The organism is Bdellovibrio sp. HCB2-146 (assembly GCF_047345725.1).
GTDB lineage: Bacteria > Bdellovibrionota > Bdellovibrionia > Bdellovibrionales > Bdellovibrionaceae > Bdellovibrio.
This window is the reverse complement of sequence record NZ_JBLEQP010000002.1, coordinates 376,350-399,860: the sequence shown is the minus strand read 5'-3', so window position 1 is coordinate 399,860 and position 23,511 is coordinate 376,350. Positions and strand designations below refer to the sequence as shown.

The following is a 23,511-nucleotide window of genomic DNA, read 5'->3' as shown; positions in this document are numbered from 1 at the left end:
CATGACACAAAGAGTCCGAGGTCTTGACGATGCTGCGACTTACCGATAATTCATAATTATGACAACAATTTGGAAGTTCTTAAAGTTCGTGTTGGCGCTTCTTATCCTCGTCGGCATCGTCTGGGGTGTAGTGGCAAACTACAGTGTGATTTTCTCAAAAACAGTGGTGGGTGAAATCACACGTGTTGAAAGAGTCGAGTTGCCAGTTGCTTTAATGGCGCGCCCTGATCAAGTGACATCGAAAGTTTTCTCTTTCGCCATTGGAATTAAAGATCAAAAAACAGGTGAAATCTACACAGCTTCTTCTGAAGATCGCCAGTGGGCAGTTGCTGAAAAAGGTCAATGTGTGGAAGCCGTTTTTCTCCCTTATCCACCTTGGGAATTCACTAAAAAAGACACTTACTTTGGTGCACGCTTAGTTCGTTTATACGAGTGTGCTAAGTAATGCTTGAACTTCTCCTTTTGGTGACTGCCATTGGAGCTGGATTTCTTGGAGCGCTTCTAGGACTGGGTGGCGGGATTATTATCGTTCCCGTCCTGACTCTTGTTTATCACGTCGATATTCGCTATGCGATTGCCGCCAGTTTGATTTCCATTGTGGCAACTTCTTCGGGTGCAGCGGCCAGTTATCTGAAGGATTCATTAACAAATCTTCGTCTGGCCGTATTTCTTGAAGTTGGAACCGTGAGTGGTGCAATTGTCGGATTCTTACTGGCAAGTTACATCAAAGCGCAGTTTTTATTTTTGCTCTTTGGGGTATTTCTTTTGTTTTCCGCTCTGATGATGCTTCGTCGTCGTGGTGATCATATTTCGCAACATAATCATTCTTGGGCGAACAGCATGCGTCTCGATGGCGAATTTCCGGATGGAAAAGGTAACATCGTAGCTTACAAAGTCGAGCATGTTCCTTTGGGTTTGTTTGCTATGTTCGGGGCTGGCGTTTTGTCGGCACTTTTAGGAATTGGCAGTGGGATCTTTAAGGTCCTGGCAATGGATGGAGCAATGAAGCTCCCGATGAAGGTGTCTTCGGCGACTTCAAATTTTATGATTGGTGTAACGGCTTCGGCCAGCGCAGGAGCTTATCTTTTGCGTGGAGATGTTCGTCCTGAAATTGCCGCACCTGTAGCAGTGGGAATTATCATTGGTTCGACTGTGGGCGCTCGCGTGATGATGAAAATGTCGCCGGGGCTTATCCGTAAAATTTTCGTAGTTGTCCTTGCGATTGTTTCCGTTCAAATGATTATGAAGGGATTGGCATGAACCCACAAGACAACCAACTTCATGATTTAGAAATGATCATCAGCAAAGTCTTGCGCATCGGAGTGATGACTGCGGGAATCTGCTTGCTCTGGGGCTGGGTCGGAATGTGGATCAAAGATGGTGATGCCCTTTCTCATTTTCAAACTTATCAACCAGAACCACTTTTGGAAAAAGTCCAGTGGGCTCTTTTAATGCAAGATCGTCCACTCCTGATTGCACTTTTCGGTTTGGTTATTTTGGTTTGTTTGCCGCTATTGCGTGTGTTGTTGACTGGCATTCTTTTTTGCAAACAAAAAGATTTCCGTCTTGCTTTGATGGCTTTCCTTGTCTTTGGAACTTTGGTTGCAAGTTTCTTTTTAGGGATTGAATTGTAGCTTTTGTTCCCTCACAAAATACAAAAATTTAAGGCCGCCTTTTCTTGGAAAGCAGTTAACCTGCGCAAAAGAAAAAGGAGTCTCTATGATCGTTCGAGATATCATGCACTCAGGTGTTCGAGTCATTAATCATCAATTGTCTGTTGAACAAGCAGCTAAGATGATGGAACAAGGAGATTTTGGCAGCATTCCCGTTGAAAAGAATGACAAGATGATTGGGATGTTAACCGATCGAGATATCGTCATTCGCGTGGTAGCCGCCGGTAAAAATCCCAAACTGACCAAAGTGAGCGAATGCATGAGCCGAGGTATCAACTGGTGCTTCGATGATGATGATCTAGAAACTGTCGCACGAAAAATGAAGGAAAATAAGCAGCGTCGTTTGCCTGTGGTTAATAGGCAAAAACGTCTGGTCGGAATGATCAGCCTTGCAGAGATCACGAATCTTCGTGAGCAGCCAAGAATTGCGCAGGAAGTCCTCTCTCAAGTCACTCATTAGTTTCTGGGTTTGGAGTCTGGGTTTGGGAAAGAAACCTCCGACCCAGATTCCAAAATTGCGAATCAGTTCAGAAAATCTTTTAGATATTATTTTTAGATATTATTTGGGTTGGGTGCCGAAAATTTCGAGCAAACGGGACGCTATTGCTTCTGGATTTCTTTCCATAAAATCTACCTGCAGAGGGTAGGCTCGTGCTGAGTCTTTTAACAATTGTTCTATCATGGCGTAGCTGCGGCCGAGGGGTGTGTCTTCAGGGGCCGACGAACGTGGGTAAATCATCACTGAAACGCTCGTTGCAAGCATTGCTTTTACTACGCACAGAGTGCCGCCAAAATTGTTTTGGTAGTAGAAGTCTGGCATCTGGATGGACTCTTCGATTTTATTCAAACGAGAGCAATGAATAACGGCTTTGAATTGTTGTTGTTTAAATAGATCGAGAAGTCGTTGGTAATCGCAGAGGTCTGCCTCGACGGTCATTCCGAAAGCAGGAAGGCTTTCATAAGTGGAATGCATTAGCTTATCGATGGCAATAGGATCAAAGCCCGCCTTTGCGATGCTTTCACAAACAAGATTTCCAAGTTGCCCGGCACCGCCGGTGACTAAAACTTTAATTTTCATTCTTAAACTAATTTATTCGCCAAATACCAAGGAAGCAAAATGTAAAGAGTGACATCACGAATTAGATAGTAAGCAAAGAAGGCTGCAAATATTTTCCAGCCAAAACGTTGAATGACAGCTTTTATGCCGCCTTCGCGAAAGACCTTTTTTACCTCAAGCAAAAAGCGCGGGGTCAACCGATCTAGAAATTTCACTTTTTCTGGCGCATTTTGCATAAAAGATCCCTCTGCTTCGTGTCTCCTCTCCTTTAAAGGGCATAAGCTGAGGGGTCAAGGAAAAGGGGGGATCCGTGAAAAGGAGGGAATGAGAGAAGGATCTGAGGGGACTTTCCACGGACCCGCTCCTAGGGCCTTATTATGACACACTTAATGATGCTCATGGTCATCGCTAGTCCATCTCTGGTCTGGAGTCTTAGCATAGAGGAATGAATCTGAAAAATCTCAAAACCACAGCCTTTATTCAATTGTACGGCCTTTTTAAAATCCCGTTGGTGCTGTTCGTAAGCCCGCGTGTTGTCGAAGCGACAGATCAAAAATTTGTTTTGAAACTTCCTTTGAAACGCCGAAACAAGAATCACCTAGGATCTATGTACTTTGGAGCCTTGGGAATTGGCGCGGAACTTTCAATTGCTGCCGCAGCGGTGATGGCAATTGTGGAATCAAAACAAAAAATCGATTTTGTTTTCAAAGACTACAAAGCCGATTACACCAAGCGCGCTGACGGACACGTGCATTTTGTTTTTGAAGATGTAGCTGCCGTTAAATCTTTGATCGAAGAGGCAAGAACCAATCCGAACCGCATCGAGAGAAAATTTAAAGGACACGCGGTCGTGCCCTCTAAATCTGAAACAGAGCCCGTGATGACTTACGAGCTCACGCTGTCGGTGAAGAACAGATCACTCAAGTCCTGATTTGGAGAGAGCTTTGCTGCTCTCTTCAAACTCGTTGATGAGCTTTTGGTAAATCTCACGCACCGATAGGATATCATCGACAAGGCCGACAGATTGGCCGGCACTCCAAACTGTTTTCCAAGTTGGATTGATCGCCGCTTTTTCCAGCGACTTCATGCCCATGAGGTGAATCAATGGCACCATGTACTTCTTGGTCATTTTATTTTCTTTTAAAACTTTTATCGCCCAAGGAAGATCCGTTCCAAGTTTTTGTACATAAGGAGTGTTGATCACAGCAGCCGGAGTTCCTGAAACTCGTGTCGTCATCACAATATCTTCAGGTGTTGATTTCACGACGGCCTCTTTATAAGCCAGATCCACTTGCGCCTCTTTGCTCGCGATAAAGCGAGTTCCTATGCTCACGCCCGCAGCTCCGAGAGCCAAACTTGCCGCAATCATGGAGCCATGGCTGATTCCGCCGGCTGCGATAATTGGAATCTGTAAGCGAGTTTTAAGCCAAGGAATTAAAACCAACGGAGAAATAGGCCCCGCATGTCCACCAGCTCCGGCGCCTACCGCAATGACGCCATCAGCTCCTTGATCTTGAACTTTTAAAGCGTGTTCTAAATTCGTGACATCACATAAAACTTTGGCGCCGTTTTTATGAGCCTCTTCAATCACACGCTTTGGATTTCCCAGTGATGTAATGAAAAGATCCACGCCGTGATCAAGCGCAATTTTAAGATCTTCATTTTGTCGGGTGTTGGATTTATTAACGATGATATTGACGCCAATCGGTTTGCTGGTTCGGCTGCGGATTTCCTTAAGAGCCTCTGCGTATTTTTCGATGGGACGATAGTTCAAAGCAGGAAAGGTTCCAATCCCACCAGCCTCACTGGCTTCGGTGACGATGTCTGTATTACTCACTAAAAACATCGGCGCCGCGATGATCGGGAAATCGACTTTCATCAATTCAGAAAATGGTGTTCTAATTCTTTTCAGCATATTTACGTACCTCAATTTTTTGCGAAGAATAAATTCCTGTGTGACCAGAGAAAATGTAACTCGTGATACATGCAATCGCCATGTAGATAGCGGGCGCGGATCCAAACATTTCAAGAGCCATTAGTAACGAAGCGAGCGGAGTGTTGGCGGCCCCAGCAAAAACGGCGACAAATCCCATTCCGGCAAGCAGTCCTGTTGGAAGTGTAAAGATGGTCGAAAGAAAACTTCCTAAAGTGGCTCCAATAAAAAACAGGGGCGTGACCTCACCACCTTTAAAACCGACACTTAATGTGATGACAGTAAAAAGAATTTTCAAAGCAAAGTCATAACTGGCACTCGGATGATAAAAACTATCCGCAATCACCGGAATCCCAAGGCCGAGATAGCGTTCCGTTTGCACAATCAAAGAAAGAGCAATGATGACGAAGGCACCTAAAACCACGCGCACATAAGGTGAGTTGATCGAGCGGTTCAGATAGTTAGAAAGATGATGCTGACTGGTTGAAAAAATCCAAGCGCACAAACCAAATAAGGCCCCTGCAATAAGTGCTTGTAAAAGGCTTGTGGCATTCAGATCAGGAACAATAACAACCGAGTAGGAGGTGTGCGTGATTCCCCAGGCTAAACAAACTGCATGGGCAATGATGGCTGACAGCAAGCAGGGGAGCAGAGCACTGTAGCGAATGCGTCCGATAGTTAGAACCTCAAGACCAAACACCGCGCCCGCCAGAGGTGTTCCAAAGACTGATGCAAATCCTGCCGACATTCCCATCATGAGAATTTGCTGGCGATCAATCGCGAATTTTCTAAAAACTGCGGCCCATCGATCGGCCAAGGCTGCTGCCATCTGAATAGCCGTTCCTTCACGTCCAGCAGACCCACCAAAGAGATGTGTGAGTAGGGTGCCGGCATATACAAGGGGAGCCATACGAAACGGAATAACAGCCTGGGGCTGATGAATCTCTTCCAAAATGAGATTATTTCCACGCTCGATTTTATGTCCATAGCGAGAGTAAAGAAAAACCACGAGAAGTCCGCCGAGTGGCAAAAGATAAAGAAGCCAAGAGTGGTCTTCGCGCGTTTTTGTGACCCAATCAAGAGTCCACAGGAAAAAAGCAGAAGCAGAACCGGCCAGAGTGCCGATGATCACAGAGTTCAAAATCCAAAAGCTAAGGGTGATAAAAAAATCTTTGAACTTGTGAATAGGATCCTCCTCGTACTTTCAGCATACGAGGAGGAGTAAAGGACGCAAGGTCTTTTTTACGCTTTGATGTAGCGGCTCATGAGAACGAAAACTTCATCCTTGATCGCTTGCTCTCTTTCAGGTGTTTGTGGACCTAAAAGGCTCAAGTTCAAGATGTTGTTAAAGCAGCTCACGATGAACAATGCGATCATGTCGCGGTCGCGACCAGGAATCGCAGGTAAATGTTCAAGAACGGCTTTTTGATAGTGCTCAAAGAACACGCGGCGAGTTTCCCAGTAATCAAGCATCCCTTGAACGCCTTGAAGAGCTGTTCTAAGTGGACGGTTGTCGTGGAATCTCGTGAATCCAATATCAATGAAAGCATGAACTTTCGCGTCGATATCTGGAGCATGGAGTTTCGCTAAATGCTCTTCGATATATGCCAAGTCTTTCTGTAAAAGATCATCGATAACCGCAGCTACAATAGCTTCTTTGTTAGCGAAGAACTGATAAAGAGACCCGATACTGACTCCTGCCATCGCAGCAATTTTATCGGTCGTGATCGCATGGTAAGGCTCCTGAACAAGTAGACGTGAGCAGGATTCAACAATGCTGGCGACCGTTTCCTTGGACCGCTTTTGAACAGGGATTTTCAGCATGTACTTCTTGTCTTGTTGTGTGTGCGCTGGAACTGCACTCATAATTTCCTCCCTTCGAGGTTCGTAAACTTAGCTCACGTTCATATTCACCCGACGGGGGTTAACATTCAATACTGGTGCCTAAAGTATCATTTAGCAGTACTGCAGTCCTCCCAGAAGGTACATTTTGACCGTTTCTTGATTAAAATTGAGCAATAATAGATTTTGTGAGAAATTCTCACGCTACAAATACGTATCATTACGGGATAGCAATCAAGAAGCTGTTCAATGATGGTGAAAATTCGAATTTCACCATTACGAACGTGAAATCTTACGGATTAATACGAGTAATTTATCATGAAGTAAAACTTTAAATTTGAAGGAAATACCAGAATATCACTGGGAAACCGCTCTCAGAGCGGGTTTTGCGATGTCGAAAAATATTTTTTAAGCAGCCGTCCATCGCAATGCGACATCGCTGTTTTTGCGTGGACTCGCGTTTATAAAAACACTTCGAATTCCTAAGGCGATGGGGTTTCTATATAGCGCTCCTCGGGTTTTTCATAGAACTTGCGTGTGATCACATACACCGGACAGTGAGCCTTTCTCGCGACATTACGTGAGTAACTTCCCAATATCGCTGCACTCATCGGACCGCTCTGTGCTTCCATGATCACGAGATCCATTTCTAATCTATCGATGGATTCCAAAATAATTTCGTCCACAGCTCGGAAGCTGTTGTCGACAATAAAGTGTGCCGTGACACCTTCTTTTTGTGCCCATTCAATCCAATGTTGAGCGCGTTGTTTTTGATATTCAATTTGATGTTCGATGATCTGTTCCAGGGTTAGCATTTTGCCTTTGTAGTTATAAACCTGCGGGCGAGTCTCAAGGTCAAAAAGGCTTTCCACCGGACGAGTGATAATATGCAAAAGCGTGATTTCAGAATTAAAAATTTTTGCCACATCTAAAACATGGCGGAAGTTATCTTTGGAGTGATCCCCAAATTCTGTTGGGAACATAATATTTTTAAAGTTATTCAGACGATTGGTGTGCGTGCCGATGACGAGGACAGGAATGCTGGATTGAAGTAAAAGACTTTCCGCAAAGCTGCCTAAAATAAAGCGCTGAAATCCTTGGCGACTGTGACTGCCGACGACAATCAAATCCGCTTTGACTTGTTTGGCATATTCTACCAAGGTCTCTGCAGCTCCGGCATGAGACTGCGATGCGTGCGGGATGACTTTAGGGTCCTTCAAAAAAGGTAAGTTGTAGTCTTCCAATACTTCCAGAAATAAAGATTCAGCCGTCCGCGAATGATCTGTGACCCAGGTTGGTACCTCATATGTTGGGAGGACAATTTCGTTTTCGCGCAAAAGATAGAGAGGTTGGATGTCTGCCTGTGTGAGTTGATTGAGCTGCTTTAGGCAGAGTGCCATCTTCTGGTTGAGCTCTTTATTGTCTTCAAAAGCATCCATGGCCCAGATGATCTTCATAAAACCTCCCGCATTATCTTCTATTGCGCCAAAGCCTTGTGGGTTGCGCAAGAAGGCTGCAGGGAATGTGTCGGAAATCACGGACGTGAGTCGCGATATCTTAATTTTTATTTGAATAAGAGGTCTTGGGATTCTTTTATGTAGCTGAGGCCGCGTTCGTAGATTTCATCGGCGTTTGCTGGGCATTGTTGTTTGTTTTTTAGGGAAGGGTCTTTTTCCCATAGGTAGCATTCTTTTTTGCCGAAGTGGCGGATGTTGAAAACTAAGGCCCAGGGACCTTCGAACCATGCGGTTTGGCCTAAGTGGAAAATTGATGCGCCTTCTGAAAATTGGTCGGGGCGCAAAATCGATCGCCCTAGGAAATTTTCGGCCTGTAGTCCCATGAGGTCGACCATTGTTGCGCTGACATCGTTTTGTGTAAAGGCACCTTTCACTAAATTATCTTGGAAGGGTGATTTTCCTTTTGGTGTGACGGAGTGATACTTCATCAAAAAAGGAATGGCGTAGTGTTCGAAAATGTTTTGTGCTGAAAAACTTGTGTGATCCGAGAGGAGAACTAGCACCCAATCTTTTTTCCACTGGCGTTTTTTGAGTTGCTCGTAGAAATAACGAAGTTCCGTGTCAGCATGATGAACTGTGCTGAAGTGGTAAACAGTGTCAGTCTCATCGCCAAAGGCAGGATCTGTTCCTGGTGGTAATGCCAGGTCGTGAGTTGTGTTGGTGTTAACGCCGATGATGAATGGTTCCTGCATTTGATTCATTTTCGTCAGCGTAAATTCATACAAAGATTTATCAAAAACACCCCAGGTGTTTTGCGGGAGTTTTTCTAAATTGGGAATTTCGCGCTTCCCGTATGAATCTTGGAATCCAGCTTTTTGTGCCATCGGCCCAACGCCACTTGTGAGCGCATCAGATCCTTGAAAGAATGCAGATGAATAACCTTTCGCTTGAAGCATTTGTGGGAAGCAAAGAAAGTTTTTATTTTCAAGTTCCGAACTCATGATGCTTTTGCCCAGCGGATTAGGAAGTCCGCACAGAGTTGCAAACAAACCTTCCGTGGTGCGATGACCACCAGCCAGCATCAACTCCACATGCAGAGAATCTTTTTGTAAGGAGTTAAAAAACGGCAGAATTTCTTTATCCTGTTCGACACGGTTGACATAAACCCCGGGCCAGCCCTCAAGGAAAACAATAACGACGTTGCCATCAAAGTTATGCAGAGCTTTTTTGATTCCGCGTTGAGCCCGCCATTTATGAAAAACTTCCGCCGTGTTTACGGCAGTTGGAATATCCAGTTGTTCGCGTGTGACTTTCGGGCCTGCGAAAATCGCCCAGAGGATGCTATAAGAGCCGTTCATTGCCAGTGTCGCACCTGTAGCCCCGCCACCCGCACGATAGGCCCATGAAGGATCCTGAGGGATGCCTTCAAAGTTTCGAATCATTCCAAGGCTTAGAGCTAAAGTCAGGAATAGTAAAACCCCGCGTTTCCACCAACCTTGAACAGGCTTGATAAATGTAAAGCGCGACTTGATCAGGAAATAAGCAACCAGGAACGAGAAAAGAACCTTCAGCCAGTTTTGTTCAATTAAGCCACCTAGAGAGCCTTGAATCGAAAGCAGGCTGTAAACTTCGTAGGAAATATGGCGACCGGATTCTTTGACATAGATCGCATCCGTGCTCATTCCGACGGCATAGGCGAAGAAAAAGAAAAACTGCAAACTCTTCTGGGCCTTTTTGCTGAGATTAAAAATCAAATGCAGACCAAAAAGAATTAGGAAGAAAAATCCCGCCATCGCCAAATCAAAATGCCAACCGTACCAGAAAGCACCGAAGCTGTTTTTGATCGAGCTTAGATCAGAGAAGCTCCAAATTTTTAAATAGAAGGCGACAAAAGCACGAAAGGCCATCCCAAGGATGGCCATGCGTAAAATGAAAGAAATGGCGGCGCCGAAGAATGAAAACAAGTCGGAAACCTAGTTTGAAGTCGCAGGTGATCCGTTGGTAACGCCTTGTTGAGCTTGCAACTCAGCTTGCTCTTGTTTCAAGATGTACTTCTTCGTTGCTTCCGGAAGTTCTTTCCACATACGGAAAGACAACCAAGCGCCCATGATCGCAAATGGAATCAAGAACAATGGCCAGTAAACCCAGTTTTTATGGCTGAGGTAACCGATTGCCAAAGATTGCAAACCTGAACCCAAGTACACGCAACCATCCACGATACCGGATGCAGTTGCAGTCATTTTCTTACCACCGAAATCGGCAGCAGCTGTCCCAGACATCAAAGAGTGAACACCGATAACTGCCAAAGTCATCAAGACCGCAGCCGTACCAAAGATCGTAGGATTGTTCATCAAAGTGATTGTCATGATGATCAAAAGAACAACCATCACGATATTATTGATTGCTGCTGGAGGGCCACGACGTGATTGGAAGAAACGGTCTGAAACCGTACCTGCCAAGAAACCGCCGATGATACCTGTTAAGCAAAGCAAAAGACCCCAGTTCTTCATAAAGAATTCAGAACCGTGGAAGAAAGCTTCATTTGTATTTTGAGTTTCTTTAGCGAAAACCAAATACCACTGCATGATACCGTTACGAATCACGCCTGATGTGAAATCCACAAGAGCGATCGTGATCATAACCGGGTTTGTGAAGATCTTTTTAAGCATGAAGCCAATAGAGATTTTCAACTTATCGTCATTCATTTGAGGGTCATCAGAAGATGCGTCAGCTGTATCGAAATCGTCAAAGTTTGCGTCTTTAGGGGAGTCTTTCAAAAGAACCATGTCGATCAATGCCCAGCACACAAGAAGGAACGCAGGGATTGTGAATACCAACCAAGTTGCATCTGTCACGCCTGTGTCGATAGCGAAGATGTGTTGGATAAAGTTACGGAAAGCAGAAGGTTCACCTTTAGAAGTCAAAGTCGAAGCATCAACGATCGCTTGACCCCAGTCGAAGGCAAAGTACACACCGAATGAAATCAATGTACCAAAGATCGCGCCGAAAACACCGCGCTCACGAACGTGGAACCAATATGCCTTAATCTTAATAATGGAAACTGCACCGTAAGATTGGAAGAACATATTAAGTGCGAAGAGAACTGACATCGCCAAAACCATGTTCGTTTTCAAGCGACCGATCAAATACAAGTAAGTCACGCCACCCATTAAAAGATTCATAAGAGCAGAACCAAGAGCTGCGATGATGATACCTTTTTTACCGCCGATTTTATCGACTAGGGGACCGTTGAGGAGGAAAGAGAAACCGTAAGTGATTGTTCCGGCTGCGAAGATCAAACCAAATTGTTCTTTGGTCATCATGTCGCCAAGGGCGTTTTTAGAAACAGCGAGATTGTATCGACCCATGTAGAGGAAGGCGTAAGTCATGCCTAGTGGGAACCAGTTCATAAATCTGCGCACCATAAACTTGCGACTGTGATTTAGAGGGTTGTTCTTAAAGTATAAGAAAATCACAGCAAACAAACACAGGCTAACGAGTACCAACGCCATGGGGCCTCCATTTAAATTTTCGCGCTCAACTTAGAGGATAATTACCGCATTTGCAATCTAAAGGGCCTCACTTTGCAGAGCGAATTTCATCAGGATTCTGTCAAGACGGCTTCAGTTGCGGCTCACATGGCGGTCTTTATAAATTTTACGCAACACATTAGGTATATGAAGAATAATAAGGTTCCTTATAGAGGAGAAAATGCCCCCTTTCGGGGTTTGGGAGAGGGTTTTTATCCATAAGTAACACTTATGGAAGGAGTAAAAATTATCAGTTTGTCCTTATAGGTCTAGTTCGATAAATTGAGTCTCAGAACGGGACACAAGATTGATCCCGAACCCTCGGTAAGACCCAGGGCCCCTCTTCAAAGTGCGAGAGTCCGGCCCACAAAAGCGAAGCCGTAGTCACGGCGCCCTAACATCCCACCTTATAAGCCCACCTAACACTCCTTACCGAGGCTTGCACGCGCCTGCGTCGATCTGTTAGTTTTCATTCACTATGTTTAAATACCATCCGCTCTACGAAAAACAAAAAGACACCACTCAATACAAAAAAATCTCGTCAGACCACGTGAAAGTCGAAAAAGTCGGCGATCGTGAAGTTCTCGTTGTCGCTCCGGAAGCTCTTGAGCTTCTAGCGCAGGAAGCATTGAAAGATGTCTCTCATCTTTTGCGCGCGTCGCACTTAGAAAAGCTTGAAAGAATTCTTCAAGACCCTGAGGCGTCACCGAATGATCGTTTCGTAGCAGTGGATCTTTTAAAAAACGCGGTGATCGCGGCTCAGGGCGAATTTCCGTCTTGCCAAGACACGGGAACAGCGATTGTGGTCGGTAAAAAAGGTGAGCGTGTGTTCACTGGTTTTGATGATAAAGAATTTCTCTCCAAAGGTATTTACAATACTTATCAGAATAAAAATCTTCGTTACTCGCAAATGGCGCCGATTAGTTTCTTTGAAGAAAAGAACACAGGATCAAACCTGCCAGCGCAAATTGATATTTATTCCGAAGCAGGTGATGAATATAATTTCTTGTTCCTGGCAAAAGGCGGCGGCAGTGCGAATAAATCTTATTTGCACCAAAAGACCAAGTCAGTTTTGAATCCAGAGTCATTTGAAAAGTTCGTAAAAGAAGTTTTGAACTCTTTGGGGACAGCCGCGTGCCCTCCTTATCACTTAGCTCTGTGTGTGGGTGGGACTTCTGCTGAAGAAACTCTCAAAATCGTAAAATATGCCTCTGCTGGATATTTAGATGGTTTGCCAACTTCAGGAAGTGATGGTGGTCGCGCCTATCGTGATCTTGAAATGGAAAAGAAAGTTGAAACTTGGGCGCGTGAAACAGGTATTGGCGCTCAATTTGGTGGTAAATACTTCGTGCATGATGTGCGCGTGATTCGTTTGCCTCGTCATGGAGCCAGTTGCCCAATTGGAGTGGGAGTTAGCTGTTCAGCAGATCGCAACATCAAAGGCAAAATCACGAAAGACGGTATTTTCCTTGAGCAACTCGAATTGCACCCAGAACAATACTTGCCGAATCATTTGAATGATTCTTCGGCTGAAGCAATTGTGATTGATCTGAACAAACCAATTCAAGAAACACTGAAAGTTTTGTCAGCCCAAAAAGTCGCAACTCGTGTGATGCTCAATGGTCCAATGATCGTAGCCCGCGACATTGCCCACGCAAAACTAAAAGAAAAAATGGACAAAGGCGAAGGCGTGCCAGAGTACTTTAAAAACTATGCAGTCTATTACGCAGGACCAGCAAAAACTCCTAAGGGTTATGCCTCGGGTTCATTCGGCCCAACAACAAGCGAACGCATGGATCCATACGTAGGCGAATTCCAAAGCAAGGGTGCTTCAATGATCATGCTGGGCAAAGGCAACCGAAGCCCACAAGTAACAGAAGCATGTAAAACATACGGTGGATTCTACTTAGGCTCAATCGGCGGCCCAGCTGCGCGCTTAGGAAAAGAATGCATAACAAAAGTAGAAGTCCTAGATTTCCCAGAGTTGGGGATGGAATCAGTTTGGAAAATCGAAGTAAAAGACTTCCCAGCGTTCATTATCGTCGATGACAAAGGAAACGATTTCTTCAAGTCCTTCATCAGAAAACTGTAAGAATAACATCAAGGTCGATCATCACGATCGACCTTAAGCAATTTTTAAAAACTAGTTCGGTACTTCGCAACGGATCGTGCAAGTCGCATCACAGAATACTTGAACGGGTTTGCTGCCTGGTGGAATGTAGTTCGGTGAGCATCTTGTGTTGCAGAAAGGTGAACCGAATTCTGGACGGCCACGATTCATTTCACAACGTCGTCTGCCATCGTAAGTTGCCGTTTGTTCAGCTCTTCGTTTTACATCATCAATGCAGAAGCTTCCGCGATTCGAGCAAGTTGCAAACTCACGGCCGTAACCATACTCATAAGTGATACGCGAAAACTCAATTGCGCCCTGGATTTCATAAGCATCCTGTTGAGCATCATAAAGTTCTTGTTGTGCCCAAGCGGCATTCATTCCTAAAGCCAACGTGCAAAGAAAAACGAACAATTTCATCCCGATCTCCTCGTTTGTGTTTATAACACTATCATTTCGTGAAGCTCTGCCGAGTTCAATCCTTTTGTAAGTTGTCCTTCAGCAGAATCGGCAGTGCGCGACTGACGAGATTCAATACAACCGGTCCTAGCAATAATCCGGGAAGACCCAACATAATAACTGCTCCCACCACACAGGTGAAGCTGATAACGGCCGAGATATCGTTGTCTTTTCCAACAAGCAGAGGCTTTAAAATATTGTCGATGGTTCCTGAGATTGTTGCGATAATGGCTAAGCCAATAGCTGCTCCCGTTCTGTCCCCTAAGTACGCTAAAAGGGCCAAAACATATCCAACAGGTGCAGCACCAATAACAGGAATAAAAGAAACGACAAAGGTAACCGCTAGAACCAACCAGAAATCTCCTTCGCCGAAAACCAAACTTCCCATGCCCACGATAAAAGCTTGAATCACACCGACGACAAAGGTTGAAAAAAGAGTGATCGAACAGCTGTCTTTGGCAATCTTAATAATCTTATCCGTCGTGTCTTCCGCAAGCGGGGAGTACGACACAACAAAGTATCGAACACCGTTTGCTTTTAAAAGCATGACCAAAAGAAGAATAAAAAACGTAAAGCTCGAAATCACGAATGCTGGCAGTTGAGTGACAAAATCACTGGAGAACTGAAGAACAGAAGCGCCCAGTTTATGCAAACCAGATTCGACGATATCGCGGGCAGGGGTGGCCAGATCCACTCCGGTAAAGTCAGAAATTCTTTGGATGTTTTGGATGGCGAAGTTTTTTAAAACTTGAACCTGATTTGCGATGCGATCTTTTTCAATCTCTTGGGGACGGCTGAGGTACATCACCGCACGGTATGCAGCTAAAAATAACGGAATAAAGAAAACACCGAGTCCCGCAAGAAGAGTGACTGTGATGGTGAGAGTTCGGTGTGAGCGAAAACGCTTGGCCATCTTTTCAATCCAGTCGTGCAGACCTAACGCAAAGATGCCAGCTAGAATCATCGGGAATAAAAACGGCCAATTAATATAAATAAAGGCCGTGATAAGTGAAAGTATGAAAAACCACAAAAATACACGTGTTTGATTCTGAGAGTATGATGGCATGAATCAAGCTTAGGGCGTTGCGCCCCCGAGGTCAACCCGATGCGCTTGTGACAAAGCGAAGTCCCAATTTTTGAGTCTCTTCGGCTGCATCCCACTGGCTCCAACGCACCTGGCCTTCGACGGAGACAAACTCACCATCTTTGCGCTGATAAGAGAGTTGGATAAAATCTTTGTCTTTATAAAAAGGCGCTTTGATTTTAACGCAGGACCCATTTGGTGACACATTTTCAAAGGACCCCGGTAAGATCGGCTGAAATCCTTTATTAGTCGTTCCTGCTGGTAAGAGCGACGGGCTTACCAGTCCGCGCACTTGGTTTTCTTCGCGTTGATCTTGACGAAGCAGTGGCGTTTGACCGGCGAGGTATTTGGTCAGAATCGTTGGTAAATGAGACTCTTCGGTTTTCCATAGGACTACAAACTCATTAGAGGCTTTTACTTTAAGTTTCATTGAGCTTGAAAGCTCTTGCACAATAAAAAATGTTTTTACCCGAGAGTAAGTTTTTTGAAAGTAACGATAGAGCTCGAAGTGGCGTAATTCTAAAAATGGTAAATAGGCCAAAATGATTTTTTCAGATTCATTATTGATCAATTCGGCTCTGAGTTCGTAAGGATTCTGAATCATTTTAACATCCATGTTGCTTAAAGACTTCAGTGTCTTTGGTTTTTCTGTGAGTCCTGTCACAAAGATTTGTGTTTTCATGAAAACCTCCTGTGTGAGAGGTCTCAAAGCAAAGAAGGCGCCAAGGAGAGTTCGATTGTAGAGGCCTCTGAACTGTTAGAGAGCTGACAGGTGTTAAGTGCCAGCTAACAGGGGGCAGTTCTTAACATCCCAAAGGGAGACACATCTGGTCGGATTTCCTTTCTTTTCAAGGTCTTAAAGGAGGGCTAATATAGGAAGCGCTCGAGGTGAGTATGCAAACCAAGACAGTTGTTATTGTGGGTGGTGGCTTTGCTGGATTGTCTGCTGCCAAAGTGTTGGCCAATAAACCAGAAGTAGAGGTCATTCTGATTGACCAAAGAAATCATCATCTTTTCCAACCTCTTCTTTATCAAGTTGCAACCGCAGGACTCAATCCATCTGATATTGCCGTGCCGATTCGAGGTCAGTTTCCAAAAGCTCCGAATGTCGAGGTTCACTTGGGTCGGATCGAAAACATCAATTTGCGGGAAAAGTATCTGCAGATCCCGGAAGGAAAACTTTCATTCGATTATCTTATTCTCGCCTGTGGAGCTCAGCATAGTTATTTCGGGAATCCCCAATGGGAAGACTTCGCTCCAGGACTTAAAAGTGTGGAGCAGGCGACCGAAATCCGCCGTCGCATTTTAACAGCGTTTGAAGAAGCAGAAAATGAGATTTCTGAAGAACGGCAAAAGGAGCTACTTACATTTGTGATTGTTGGCGGGGGCCCTACAGGTGTGGAGCTTGCGGGTGCAATCGCTGATATCAGCCGCACGGTTTTAGTAAAAGATTTTAATCGCATCAATCCAGCAAGTGCTCATGTTATTTTATTAGAAGCGGGTCCTCGTATTCTTGCAAGTTTTGATGAAAAACTCTCGGCTCAAGCAAAATCTGATCTAGAGACTTTAGGTGTGGATGTGCGACTGGGTGCACGAGTGATGAAAATCGATGGATCAGGAGTGCAAGTAGGAAATGATTGGATCGCGGCGAAAGCTGTGTTCTGGGCGGCAGGAGTGAAGGCCGCAAAAATGCATCTGGATCCGACTGTCGAGTTGGATCGTGCCGGGCGAATCAAAGTGAAAGGAGACTTTTCGGTACCTGGGTTTCCTTCGGCATTTGTTGTGGGAGACATGGCTTCGTTTGAAATGTCCGCTGGAAAATTTCTTCCCGGCTTGGCACCAGCCGCAATTCAAGGTGGCAAGTATGTGGCGCAAGTGATTCTCAATGAAATTCGGGGCAGGGCTCGGGGAAACTCCTTTCAATATCTCGACAAAGGCCAAATGGCGACGATTGGAAAAAAGAAAGCCATCGCTCAGGCGAAGTTTTTCAAGATGACAGGTTTTCTGGCTTGGGTTGCCTGGCTCTATGTTCACATTCTTTATCTGATCAGTTTTAAAAATAAGTTCTCGGTATTTTTACAGTGGTCTTGGAGTTATCTTTTCTCGAAAAGAGGCGCTCGTTTGATCACGGAGCGCGATTGGAAGCTGAAGGACTGATAGCTTCGTTGAGGGTTTTTAACAATGGAGTTTTTTCGGCTGGCACCATTTCCGATACAAAGTGCCACCAAAAATATCCACCAACAAAATTTTCATGAAATTGCGGATCTTTGCTCATGCTATAGAATTCGCGAATCAAATTTATTTCGTACTCAGATCCAAACTGTGGTTTTTCTGGCCCGATTTCACCGAATCCGACTTTTGCATTTGGGAAAATCTGCGCTAATTTGATGAAGACCTCTTTCCAGCGAGGTTTGATTTCGAAACACTGGTCGGGGTACCAACTGACAAATACATAAGATAAGCCCAGGCGCATTTTTTCGGATTGTGACGATCGCGCGGAAGGCTTCTTGTCGAGTTCGAAGTGTTTGTGAATCCAGGAGAACATATCACTCCCGGGAGCTTCAATGCAGTTCACAGTGTCTTCAGGTTCTCCTTCATAAAAGAAAGTCACAGCGGTGAGAGATTTCTTCTTGGAAATTTCCTCATAGGCATTTCTGATTTTTTCAAAAGCGTGAGGACCCAGCCAAAGTCCATTCACTTCATTTCCAACTTCCCAAATGTCGACTTCGTTTTGGAGTGCCCGCCAAAAAGTTTGTGTACGCAAGCGATAGGCTTCCGGAGTAATATTTTTCATCTCAGAGGAGTCGGCAATCTGTCCCATAATATACGCAGCTGATTTCATTTTTATCAGTGCTGATTTATAAGAGTTAGGACTTCGTCCAAAATCAAATACGACTCGGGCTGTGGGCTTGATAGTGATTTGTGAAAGAGATCTGATAATTTCTTGAACAGGTGTCACATCATCAATCGTGACACCAATAAGGGGGCTTGGCGGAGTTTCGCCGGTAGCTTTGACTGCAAAGAGCAGACTGAGACTAACAAAGATTCCGCCGAAGTATCCCCTCATTGTTTAAACCTCTTATAGATTGAAATACCGCGAACGAATGACTTTCTCTGTCGATGGTTTTCCGATGGGAGAAAATCCGTTATCGTTTTCACCATTTTTATTTGGATCGACTGAGATCTCCCAAAAACAGATGCCTTTAAACCATGGCCATTTCGCATCCCAGAAGGATTGAAAAATCGCTTCATAGGCCATGGCCTGGTGATTAATATTGATCTCTCCAGATCCTGCATAAGTGAATGGATCGATAAAACCGTTGTGGACAGATCGGAATCCCAATTCTTTGATAATGGCTTTCTGAGTTTGGCCAACAGCCATTTCAATTTGAAGAAGACCAGTGTCAATCTGGCTTGCGTATGAATCGGCTCTTGATTTTAAAACAGACACCATGGCGTTTTCGTCTGTTGGAAAATTTTGTCCCTTGGAAGCGAGCGAACGATAAATATCAAGTCCAATGGCATCGAGTTCTTTCCAGAAACTAGAGAGGTCTTGCCAGATTTGTTTTTCCGTAGGATTTGTACGATCTGATAAATCGGCAAGGCGATAACGCCATCTCTCGAATTCGCCACCGGATGCCGCCAGTCCGTTGGAGTTAACTGTGTCATCGGTAAAATTGATATCGTACATCAAACGAATACCAGGGGCTTTGAAGCGAGCGTAACGTAAGAGTTCAAGCCATCTTCCTGGAAAACCGTAAGGGTGTTCTTTCCATTGGTCTTCAATACCGACTGTCATTGAATAAAGCTCAGCTCCCAAAGTAAACTCATCTGCTTTTGCAATACGGGCCACAGTTAAATAGATATCTAAATAGATGCGAAAGGATTCGAACCAACGGTTGGGATCCTTTGGCTGAATATTTCCATGCCACCAATTTTTAAATGTTCCATCCGCTTGTCGTTCTATATAGGGAAACTCTCCGTGGGGTCCGACGACGAAAAAGATCGGGCGGAGTCCAGCAGTCATGCCTTGGGATTTAATGTATTTGATGAGTCTGCCAATTCGAAGAGCTTCTTTGGATCTTTCGGCTGGTGGGGTTACGGGTGTGATTTCTGACGTGTAGGGTCCGTTCATAGTCGCGCGAACATTGAGAATGATATGATTCGATCCCAAAGATTTTGCGGCATCGACGGCTTTTTGTGCCGGTGTTTTCTCTTGTCCTGCTGGGGCAGCGTCATAAACGAAACTGCCATTTTCCGTGAGGTTAAAGCCCGCAATATATTTATCAAGGGCCCAAGCGGGTGAGCGCAAGAGTACAAAAAAAGCAAGTAGTACCAGTTGTTTCATATAAAGCTCCGACTATTCAATTCGATATAAAGTTGTTTTTTCTGTTGAAAGTCCCACACCACCAACAAGTGTTTGAATTTCAAGTTGATCACCGCGAAGAACACCACGAAGCTGCAACCATCCCGCACCCGGACGACGTCCGGTTGTCAGGTAGACGATGCCATCGGTGCCCAAACTTCCCAGCGTCAGATCCGCAAAGAAAAGAGTGTTGCCGACTTCTTCCAGTTTCCCCACTAAGTATCCGTCGAGGATAGAAACGGAAAGTCGAACATGAGCACTCTTGCCAGAAGGGAAAATGATATTTCCTTCATAGACACCCGCTGGCTTTTGTTTTTCTTTGCTGATTTCTACATAACGATCTTCAAAACTTTGAACCCTACGTCCTCTAAAAAGGCGCGACTCCGGTCGAATTGCAAATTCGTCTTTAATCCAAAGGAAGCCTTTTTTATCCAGGGCAATATGCAGAGGTGCATTTCTCTCGTGCGTCGTATCGGGTTCGCGGTCTGAAGCAATGAACTCCATTTTTTCAAAGTCGTAAGAAATGTTATAAAGGGATCGTTGTATTGAACGATCGGCATTGGACAGACATGCTATGACCAAATTGTCTCGAGCGATGGCTAGAGTCAAAGTCCATACTTCACCGGCGTTGTCGACCATTGCGTATTTTCCTTCGAGATCTTGAACTCGCATCACGACAGGTGTCGAAGAATGACTGAGCCATTTGAGAAGCTGTGTGGCTTCTTTGGTCAGATCAAGTTCTTGTGCGCGATTGACTAGCAGACCGGAGAGTTGCAAATAAGTGTAAACATAGTCAGGAGATGGGTTGTAACGAACTGACATCCACGCTTGTGCGAGGCCTTGGATTTGGCGTGGATTGAGGCTGTCAATGGCGCGTTTGAATTCCTCCTTCTTAATGACTTCTGCCAGATTGACCATTCGGATCAGTGTTTCCACGATCAAATCTTGGACGGCGGTGACTAAAGATGTGGGGGCTCCGGTCTGGAGAGTTTGGCCGTGCAAATTAATCGCAACCAAAAGATCAAGGTAATCATGTCCTTCTTTTTTGTTGTCGGCTTTTAAAGAATAAATCTGCAAAGCCATGATATCGACATACTCTGCAAACTCCGAGGGAATTTTAACTTTTCTAATCCACTCCAATTTATCAGCTTGGGTAAGTCCTGGACTTTTGAGGACATTAACTGCGGTCGTCGAAAGAATGCGACGAAACCCAATAAGAGAATAAGAATTATCACCCGCTATTTTTTGAACCAGAGGAAGAATGGATTCCAAGTTATTAGCAGCGGTTTTTAGGCGCCCTAAATCGGTCACTGAGTCGAGCTGATAATCAACCAGACCTAAAAGACGCTCAATTACAGGTGGAGTCATCCATCGCACATAGTATTGCATCCGCTCTTGAGAATCTTGTGTAACATTGAGCCATCGCATCCCATTGTCGGCCATAAGTGAAGCCAGATCCTTCACGGCATTCGGATAATAATCATTAAGCTGGGAAACATTTGCGAACTCGGTAAGCTGATCGAGGAGATAAAAATATTTATCAAAGGTCGCGGGATCTCGCATTTCTGGAATATTGAGTTCAATATCCATGATGATAGCGCGCAAATCTGCACGTCCACCTTTGGCTCTTTTTAAAAGCTCATCGGGTTCGGCGAGTTTCAGTGTCGCAAAGACCTGAGTTGTGAATAAAAGTGTGAACAAAAACGTGCCCAAGATTTTCATAGGGTATCCTTATAAATAGGTTCAGGTCTTTTTGAGACAGTGTTGTTTTTAATAAAGGCGTTAATATCGATAAATTTGTATCCGAGTTTTTTAAGCTCACGGATTATGAACTGCAGCTCAGCAGGATCTCCCGGGAATCTTCCTCGGCCTCCTTCTTCATAGCTTGTGACTAAAAACGGGTGATAGAAAAACGAAGCCCAAGCATCTCGCAAGACAAGGTTTCGTTTGGCATCGGCAACAATTTCTTCTTTTGAACGGGGAGCTGTAACATGTTCATTAATAAAGGGCTGAGAATTCCCTAAATTTTCAGGAATCAAACGTTGACCGTAAATGTCGCCATAGATTTCATAGGGAAACATCTGCCCTGTCCAAGGAGAACCCGTATATTGAACCGCCAAGTTTTTAAATGCATTTTCACGAAGTGCAGCGGCTTGCGGATGTGTTGATGACATATATAAACGTGGATCTTCTTTTTCGGGCACACCTCGCGCTTGAATATTGTAGTAAATGACTCGCCCAATGTTCCAAGGAAAGACGCGGGCGAAAATCAGATAATCTAAAGGGCTTGCTTGATAGTGTGGCATGAGCCAAATCGGAGCCTGCACTTGAGCGGCTTTCATGACAACGTTTCCATCTTCCAATTTATTGAGTACGTATGAAACACTATCTTCCGTCAGAGGCTGATTGTTGCGAGCATCAAAGAATTCAAAATCATCCCCGGAAGATCCGCTGTGGGGATTTTTGTGATTGCTGTATTGGTGAGTGACTCCGTGCCAGATGAACCCCGCATCAGGTCTTTTTTGAATTTCTCGCAGATAGCTCATAAACGGAGGGTGGCGATCCATTGTCACAAAACTTTGGAAAGGTGAGCGGGTAAAGTTGTAAAGAGGATCAAAGAAAATAGGAATGATGGAGATATTCACGGGAACTTGTTCTTCTTCTAAAAGGTCCGTCACTTTGTAAAGCCAGCTTAGAGGAATCAGTGCGTGGACATCTTCGATACGAAGAATCGCATGCTTGGCGTCGTGGCGAGGAGCTTCGCCAAGAATATCAAATAGAATATCTGCAAATACGAAATACCGATCAGCCTCATGAATAAAACTTAACGGGATGTCAGCAATATAGAAGTGATTACCTGATCTCAAGATGTAAGGAGATTTTTCGGCTGTAAAGTTGTGCTGGGCAGTGGCGAGCACTTTCGAACGATTTGGATAAATTTCAGAAAGAAGGGTTTGTTCAAAGGGAGCTAAATACACACCCGGTGCATCTTTACTCCAACCGCCATATTTAAAAAATACTTCTCCTTTATAGTGAATGTTTTTAAAGTATGTCGGATTTTTGTTTTTATCTAAGTGATCATAATCTAGATGTGAAAGACCTGAATAGCGATAGCCGAATATTTTTTCAAAGTCTGTTCCCAAATTCCAAACTTTGTATCCAAGCCAGGCTACGTTTTTTTTGGTGGCAACATAGTCTTGATAAAATTCTTGTGGAACGCGATTGTCGAAATAAGATGCGATGTAAATCGAGGCACGGCAATTTTCGATATCACCTTTTTTATAAAGCTCAATCGGGGACACAATTTGTTGATATTCAGGGAAGTGCCCCAGTAAATTTTGAACAAGGACTGAATAAGTTTTCCCCATCCAATATTTAGGATCGTCGGATTTGTCATAATAAATGTTTACACATTTTGTCCCCGCATATGAGGACAGGGTTATGAAAAAGCTAAGTAGAACGTACAAAGTATTGCGCATTGTTTTGGCCCCCGAATGGACCGAAAAACTAGCAAATGTCGGTAATTGCGCAAATTACCTTCAAGAAATTTCAATTTATTAACTTAGCCGCATTGCACACGTCATGTTTGAGAAATAAAGACGTCGCTTGTTTGTGATCTTTAACATATTTAAATTTAAAAACGGGGACAAGAAACTTAAGTGCAACCACGAATCAAAAACAAAATGATTAATACTGGAATTGGAATGCCAATCAGCCAAAGAAATATCCAACCGATCTTTCCGTTGTTGTTAAATAATGAATTCATATTGACTCCTCTCGCGTGAATTACTGAGTCCGTTTTGTTTTCCATTATCTCCTTTTTTGCGAGCGGGCCCAATACGAAATTTTACAGTTGCGAATGCTCACTCATTGTCGATTGTCGAACATGAAGTCGAGTTTCCGAATGAAATACAGATGCAATTACGACTTTGCGCCATTTACCGTCTGCTCGCTTCTTGTTAGGCTTGATGCAAACACCGAGTGAACTCGGAAATAGGGA

The 23,511-nt window shown here is 44.4% G+C and carries 22 protein-coding genes; 7 read left to right on the top strand and 15 right to left on the bottom strand.

Translation table 11 applies throughout. From position 1 onward, the window contains the following. Window positions 1-58 precede the first annotated feature (58 nt). The 4 genes from ACLWOR_RS12850 (at window position 59) to ACLWOR_RS12835 (ending at window position 2,133) form a co-directional block, all read left to right on the top strand. On the top strand, window positions 59-445 hold the full coding sequence (locus ACLWOR_RS12850) for a hypothetical protein (RefSeq protein WP_413941144.1): 387 nt from the start codon (window positions 59-61) through the stop codon (window positions 443-445). Then, the gene (locus tag ACLWOR_RS12845) at window positions 445-1,260 is read left to right on the top strand and encodes a sulfite exporter TauE/SafE family protein (RefSeq protein WP_413941143.1); all 816 of its coding nucleotides are present in this window, start codon (window positions 445-447) and stop codon (window positions 1,258-1,260) included. The genes ACLWOR_RS12850 and ACLWOR_RS12845 overlap by 1 nt, the downstream gene beginning before the upstream one ends. Then, a complete protein-coding gene (locus tag ACLWOR_RS12840; protein ID WP_413941142.1) occupies window positions 1,257-1,634 on the top strand; it encodes a DUF1634 domain-containing protein in 378 nt (125 codons plus the stop codon). The genes ACLWOR_RS12845 and ACLWOR_RS12840 overlap by 4 nt, the downstream gene beginning before the upstream one ends. An 85-nt stretch (window positions 1,635-1,719) precedes the next feature. Further along, window positions 1,720-2,133 (top strand): CBS domain-containing protein, encoded by a 414-nt coding sequence (locus ACLWOR_RS12835; RefSeq protein WP_413941141.1) that lies wholly within the window; start codon window positions 1,720-1,722, stop codon window positions 2,131-2,133. 99 nt (window positions 2,134-2,232) lie between these two features. On the opposite strand, the gene ACLWOR_RS12830 is transcribed toward ACLWOR_RS12835, so the two are convergent. Both ACLWOR_RS12830 and ACLWOR_RS12825 read right to left on the bottom strand, forming a co-directional pair. After that, entirely contained in the window at window positions 2,233-2,751 is a 519-nt protein-coding gene (locus ACLWOR_RS12830; protein WP_413941140.1) for an NAD-dependent epimerase/dehydratase family protein, read from the bottom strand. Between the two features lie 2 nt (window positions 2,752-2,753). Further along, window positions 2,754-2,966: a hypothetical protein gene (locus ACLWOR_RS12825; protein ID WP_413941139.1), complete on the bottom strand. Its 213-nt coding sequence runs from the start codon at window positions 2,964-2,966 to the stop codon at window positions 2,754-2,756. Between the two features lie 209 nt (window positions 2,967-3,175). Here ACLWOR_RS12825 and ACLWOR_RS12820 point away from each other — a divergent pair, with 209 nt between their 5' ends. After that, window positions 3,176-3,661, top strand: a complete 486-nt coding sequence (locus tag ACLWOR_RS12820; RefSeq protein WP_413941138.1) for a DUF4442 domain-containing protein — start codon at window positions 3,176-3,178, stop codon at window positions 3,659-3,661. Here the strand turns inward: ACLWOR_RS12820 and ACLWOR_RS12815 are convergent. The 6 genes from ACLWOR_RS12815 to ACLWOR_RS12790 form a co-directional block, all read right to left on the bottom strand. After that, complete coding sequence (locus ACLWOR_RS12815; protein WP_413941137.1) at window positions 3,647-4,645, bottom strand: NAD(P)H-dependent flavin oxidoreductase; 999 nt, start codon at window positions 4,643-4,645, stop codon at window positions 3,647-3,649. The two genes, ACLWOR_RS12820 and ACLWOR_RS12815, sit on opposite strands and share 15 nt — an antisense overlap. Further along, the gene (locus ACLWOR_RS12810; RefSeq protein ID WP_413942170.1) at window positions 4,629-5,795 is read right to left on the bottom strand and encodes a voltage-gated chloride channel family protein; all 1,167 of its coding nucleotides are present in this window, start codon (window positions 5,793-5,795) and stop codon (window positions 4,629-4,631) included. The genes ACLWOR_RS12815 and ACLWOR_RS12810 overlap by 17 nt, the downstream gene beginning before the upstream one ends. Window positions 5,796-5,905: 110 nt before the next feature. After that, window positions 5,906-6,529, bottom strand: a complete 624-nt coding sequence (locus tag ACLWOR_RS12805; protein ID WP_413941136.1) for a TetR/AcrR family transcriptional regulator — start codon at window positions 6,527-6,529, stop codon at window positions 5,906-5,908. A gap of 458 nt (window positions 6,530-6,987) precedes the next feature. Beyond that, window positions 6,988-7,962: a universal stress protein gene (locus ACLWOR_RS12800; RefSeq protein ID WP_413941135.1), complete on the bottom strand. Its 975-nt coding sequence runs from the start codon at window positions 7,960-7,962 to the stop codon at window positions 6,988-6,990. A 107-nt stretch (window positions 7,963-8,069) separates the two neighbouring features. Next, window positions 8,070-9,884: an LTA synthase family protein gene (locus ACLWOR_RS12795; protein ID WP_413941134.1), complete on the bottom strand. Its 1,815-nt coding sequence runs from the start codon at window positions 9,882-9,884 to the stop codon at window positions 8,070-8,072. A gap of 51 nt (window positions 9,885-9,935) precedes the next feature. Continuing rightward, window positions 9,936-11,474 (bottom strand): MFS transporter, encoded by a 1,539-nt coding sequence (locus tag ACLWOR_RS12790; protein ID WP_413941133.1) that lies wholly within the window; start codon window positions 11,472-11,474, stop codon window positions 9,936-9,938. Between the two features lie 496 nt (window positions 11,475-11,970). On the opposite strand from ACLWOR_RS12790, the gene ACLWOR_RS12785 reads away from it, so the two are divergent. Then, complete coding sequence (locus ACLWOR_RS12785) at window positions 11,971-13,584, top strand: fumarate hydratase (RefSeq protein WP_413941132.1); 1,614 nt, start codon at window positions 11,971-11,973, stop codon at window positions 13,582-13,584. Between the two features lie 51 nt (window positions 13,585-13,635). Here ACLWOR_RS12785 and ACLWOR_RS12780 read toward each other — a convergent pair whose 3' ends face one another. Genes ACLWOR_RS12780 through ACLWOR_RS12770 form a run of 3 tightly spaced genes read right to left on the bottom strand, consistent with a single transcriptional unit; the run spans window position 13,636 to window position 15,827 of the window. Next, window positions 13,636-14,022 (bottom strand): hypothetical protein, encoded by a 387-nt coding sequence (locus ACLWOR_RS12780; protein ID WP_413941131.1) that lies wholly within the window; start codon window positions 14,020-14,022, stop codon window positions 13,636-13,638. A 55-nt stretch (window positions 14,023-14,077) separates the two neighbouring features. Continuing rightward, window positions 14,078-15,127, bottom strand: coding sequence for an AI-2E family transporter (locus ACLWOR_RS12775; RefSeq protein WP_413941130.1), 1,050 nt, complete (start codon window positions 15,125-15,127; stop codon window positions 14,078-14,080). Between the two features lie 31 nt (window positions 15,128-15,158). Continuing rightward, complete coding sequence (locus tag ACLWOR_RS12770) at window positions 15,159-15,827, bottom strand: PilZ domain-containing protein (protein ID WP_413941129.1); 669 nt, start codon at window positions 15,825-15,827, stop codon at window positions 15,159-15,161. Between the two features lie 212 nt (window positions 15,828-16,039). Here ACLWOR_RS12770 and ACLWOR_RS12765 point away from each other — a divergent pair, with 212 nt between their 5' ends. Further along, window positions 16,040-17,302 carry an NAD(P)/FAD-dependent oxidoreductase gene (locus ACLWOR_RS12765; RefSeq protein ID WP_413941128.1) on the top strand — a complete coding sequence of 421 codons (1,263 nt, stop codon included), beginning with the start codon at window positions 16,040-16,042 and terminating at the stop codon, window positions 17,300-17,302. Here ACLWOR_RS12765 and ACLWOR_RS12760 read toward each other — a convergent pair. The 4 genes from ACLWOR_RS12760 to ACLWOR_RS12745 are packed head-to-tail and all read right to left on the bottom strand — an operon-like array spanning window position 17,271 to window position 22,879. Continuing rightward, window positions 17,271-18,212 carry a hypothetical protein gene (locus ACLWOR_RS12760; RefSeq protein ID WP_413941127.1) on the bottom strand — a complete coding sequence of 314 codons (942 nt, stop codon included), beginning with the start codon at window positions 18,210-18,212 and terminating at the stop codon, window positions 17,271-17,273. The two genes, ACLWOR_RS12765 and ACLWOR_RS12760, sit on opposite strands and share 32 nt — an antisense overlap. Window positions 18,213-18,224: 12 nt before the next feature. Beyond that, complete coding sequence (locus ACLWOR_RS12755) at window positions 18,225-19,493, bottom strand: glycoside hydrolase family 113 (RefSeq protein ID WP_413941126.1); 1,269 nt, start codon at window positions 19,491-19,493, stop codon at window positions 18,225-18,227. A gap of 12 nt (window positions 19,494-19,505) precedes the next feature. Further along, window positions 19,506-21,233: a hypothetical protein gene (locus tag ACLWOR_RS12750; RefSeq protein WP_413941125.1), complete on the bottom strand. Its 1,728-nt coding sequence runs from the start codon at window positions 21,231-21,233 to the stop codon at window positions 19,506-19,508. Next, window positions 21,230-22,879 (bottom strand): DUF2334 domain-containing protein, encoded by a 1,650-nt coding sequence (locus ACLWOR_RS12745; protein WP_413941124.1) that lies wholly within the window; start codon window positions 22,877-22,879, stop codon window positions 21,230-21,232. Before ACLWOR_RS12745 ends, ACLWOR_RS12750 begins: the two co-directional genes overlap by 4 nt. Between the last annotated feature and the right edge of the window lie 632 nt (window positions 22,880-23,511).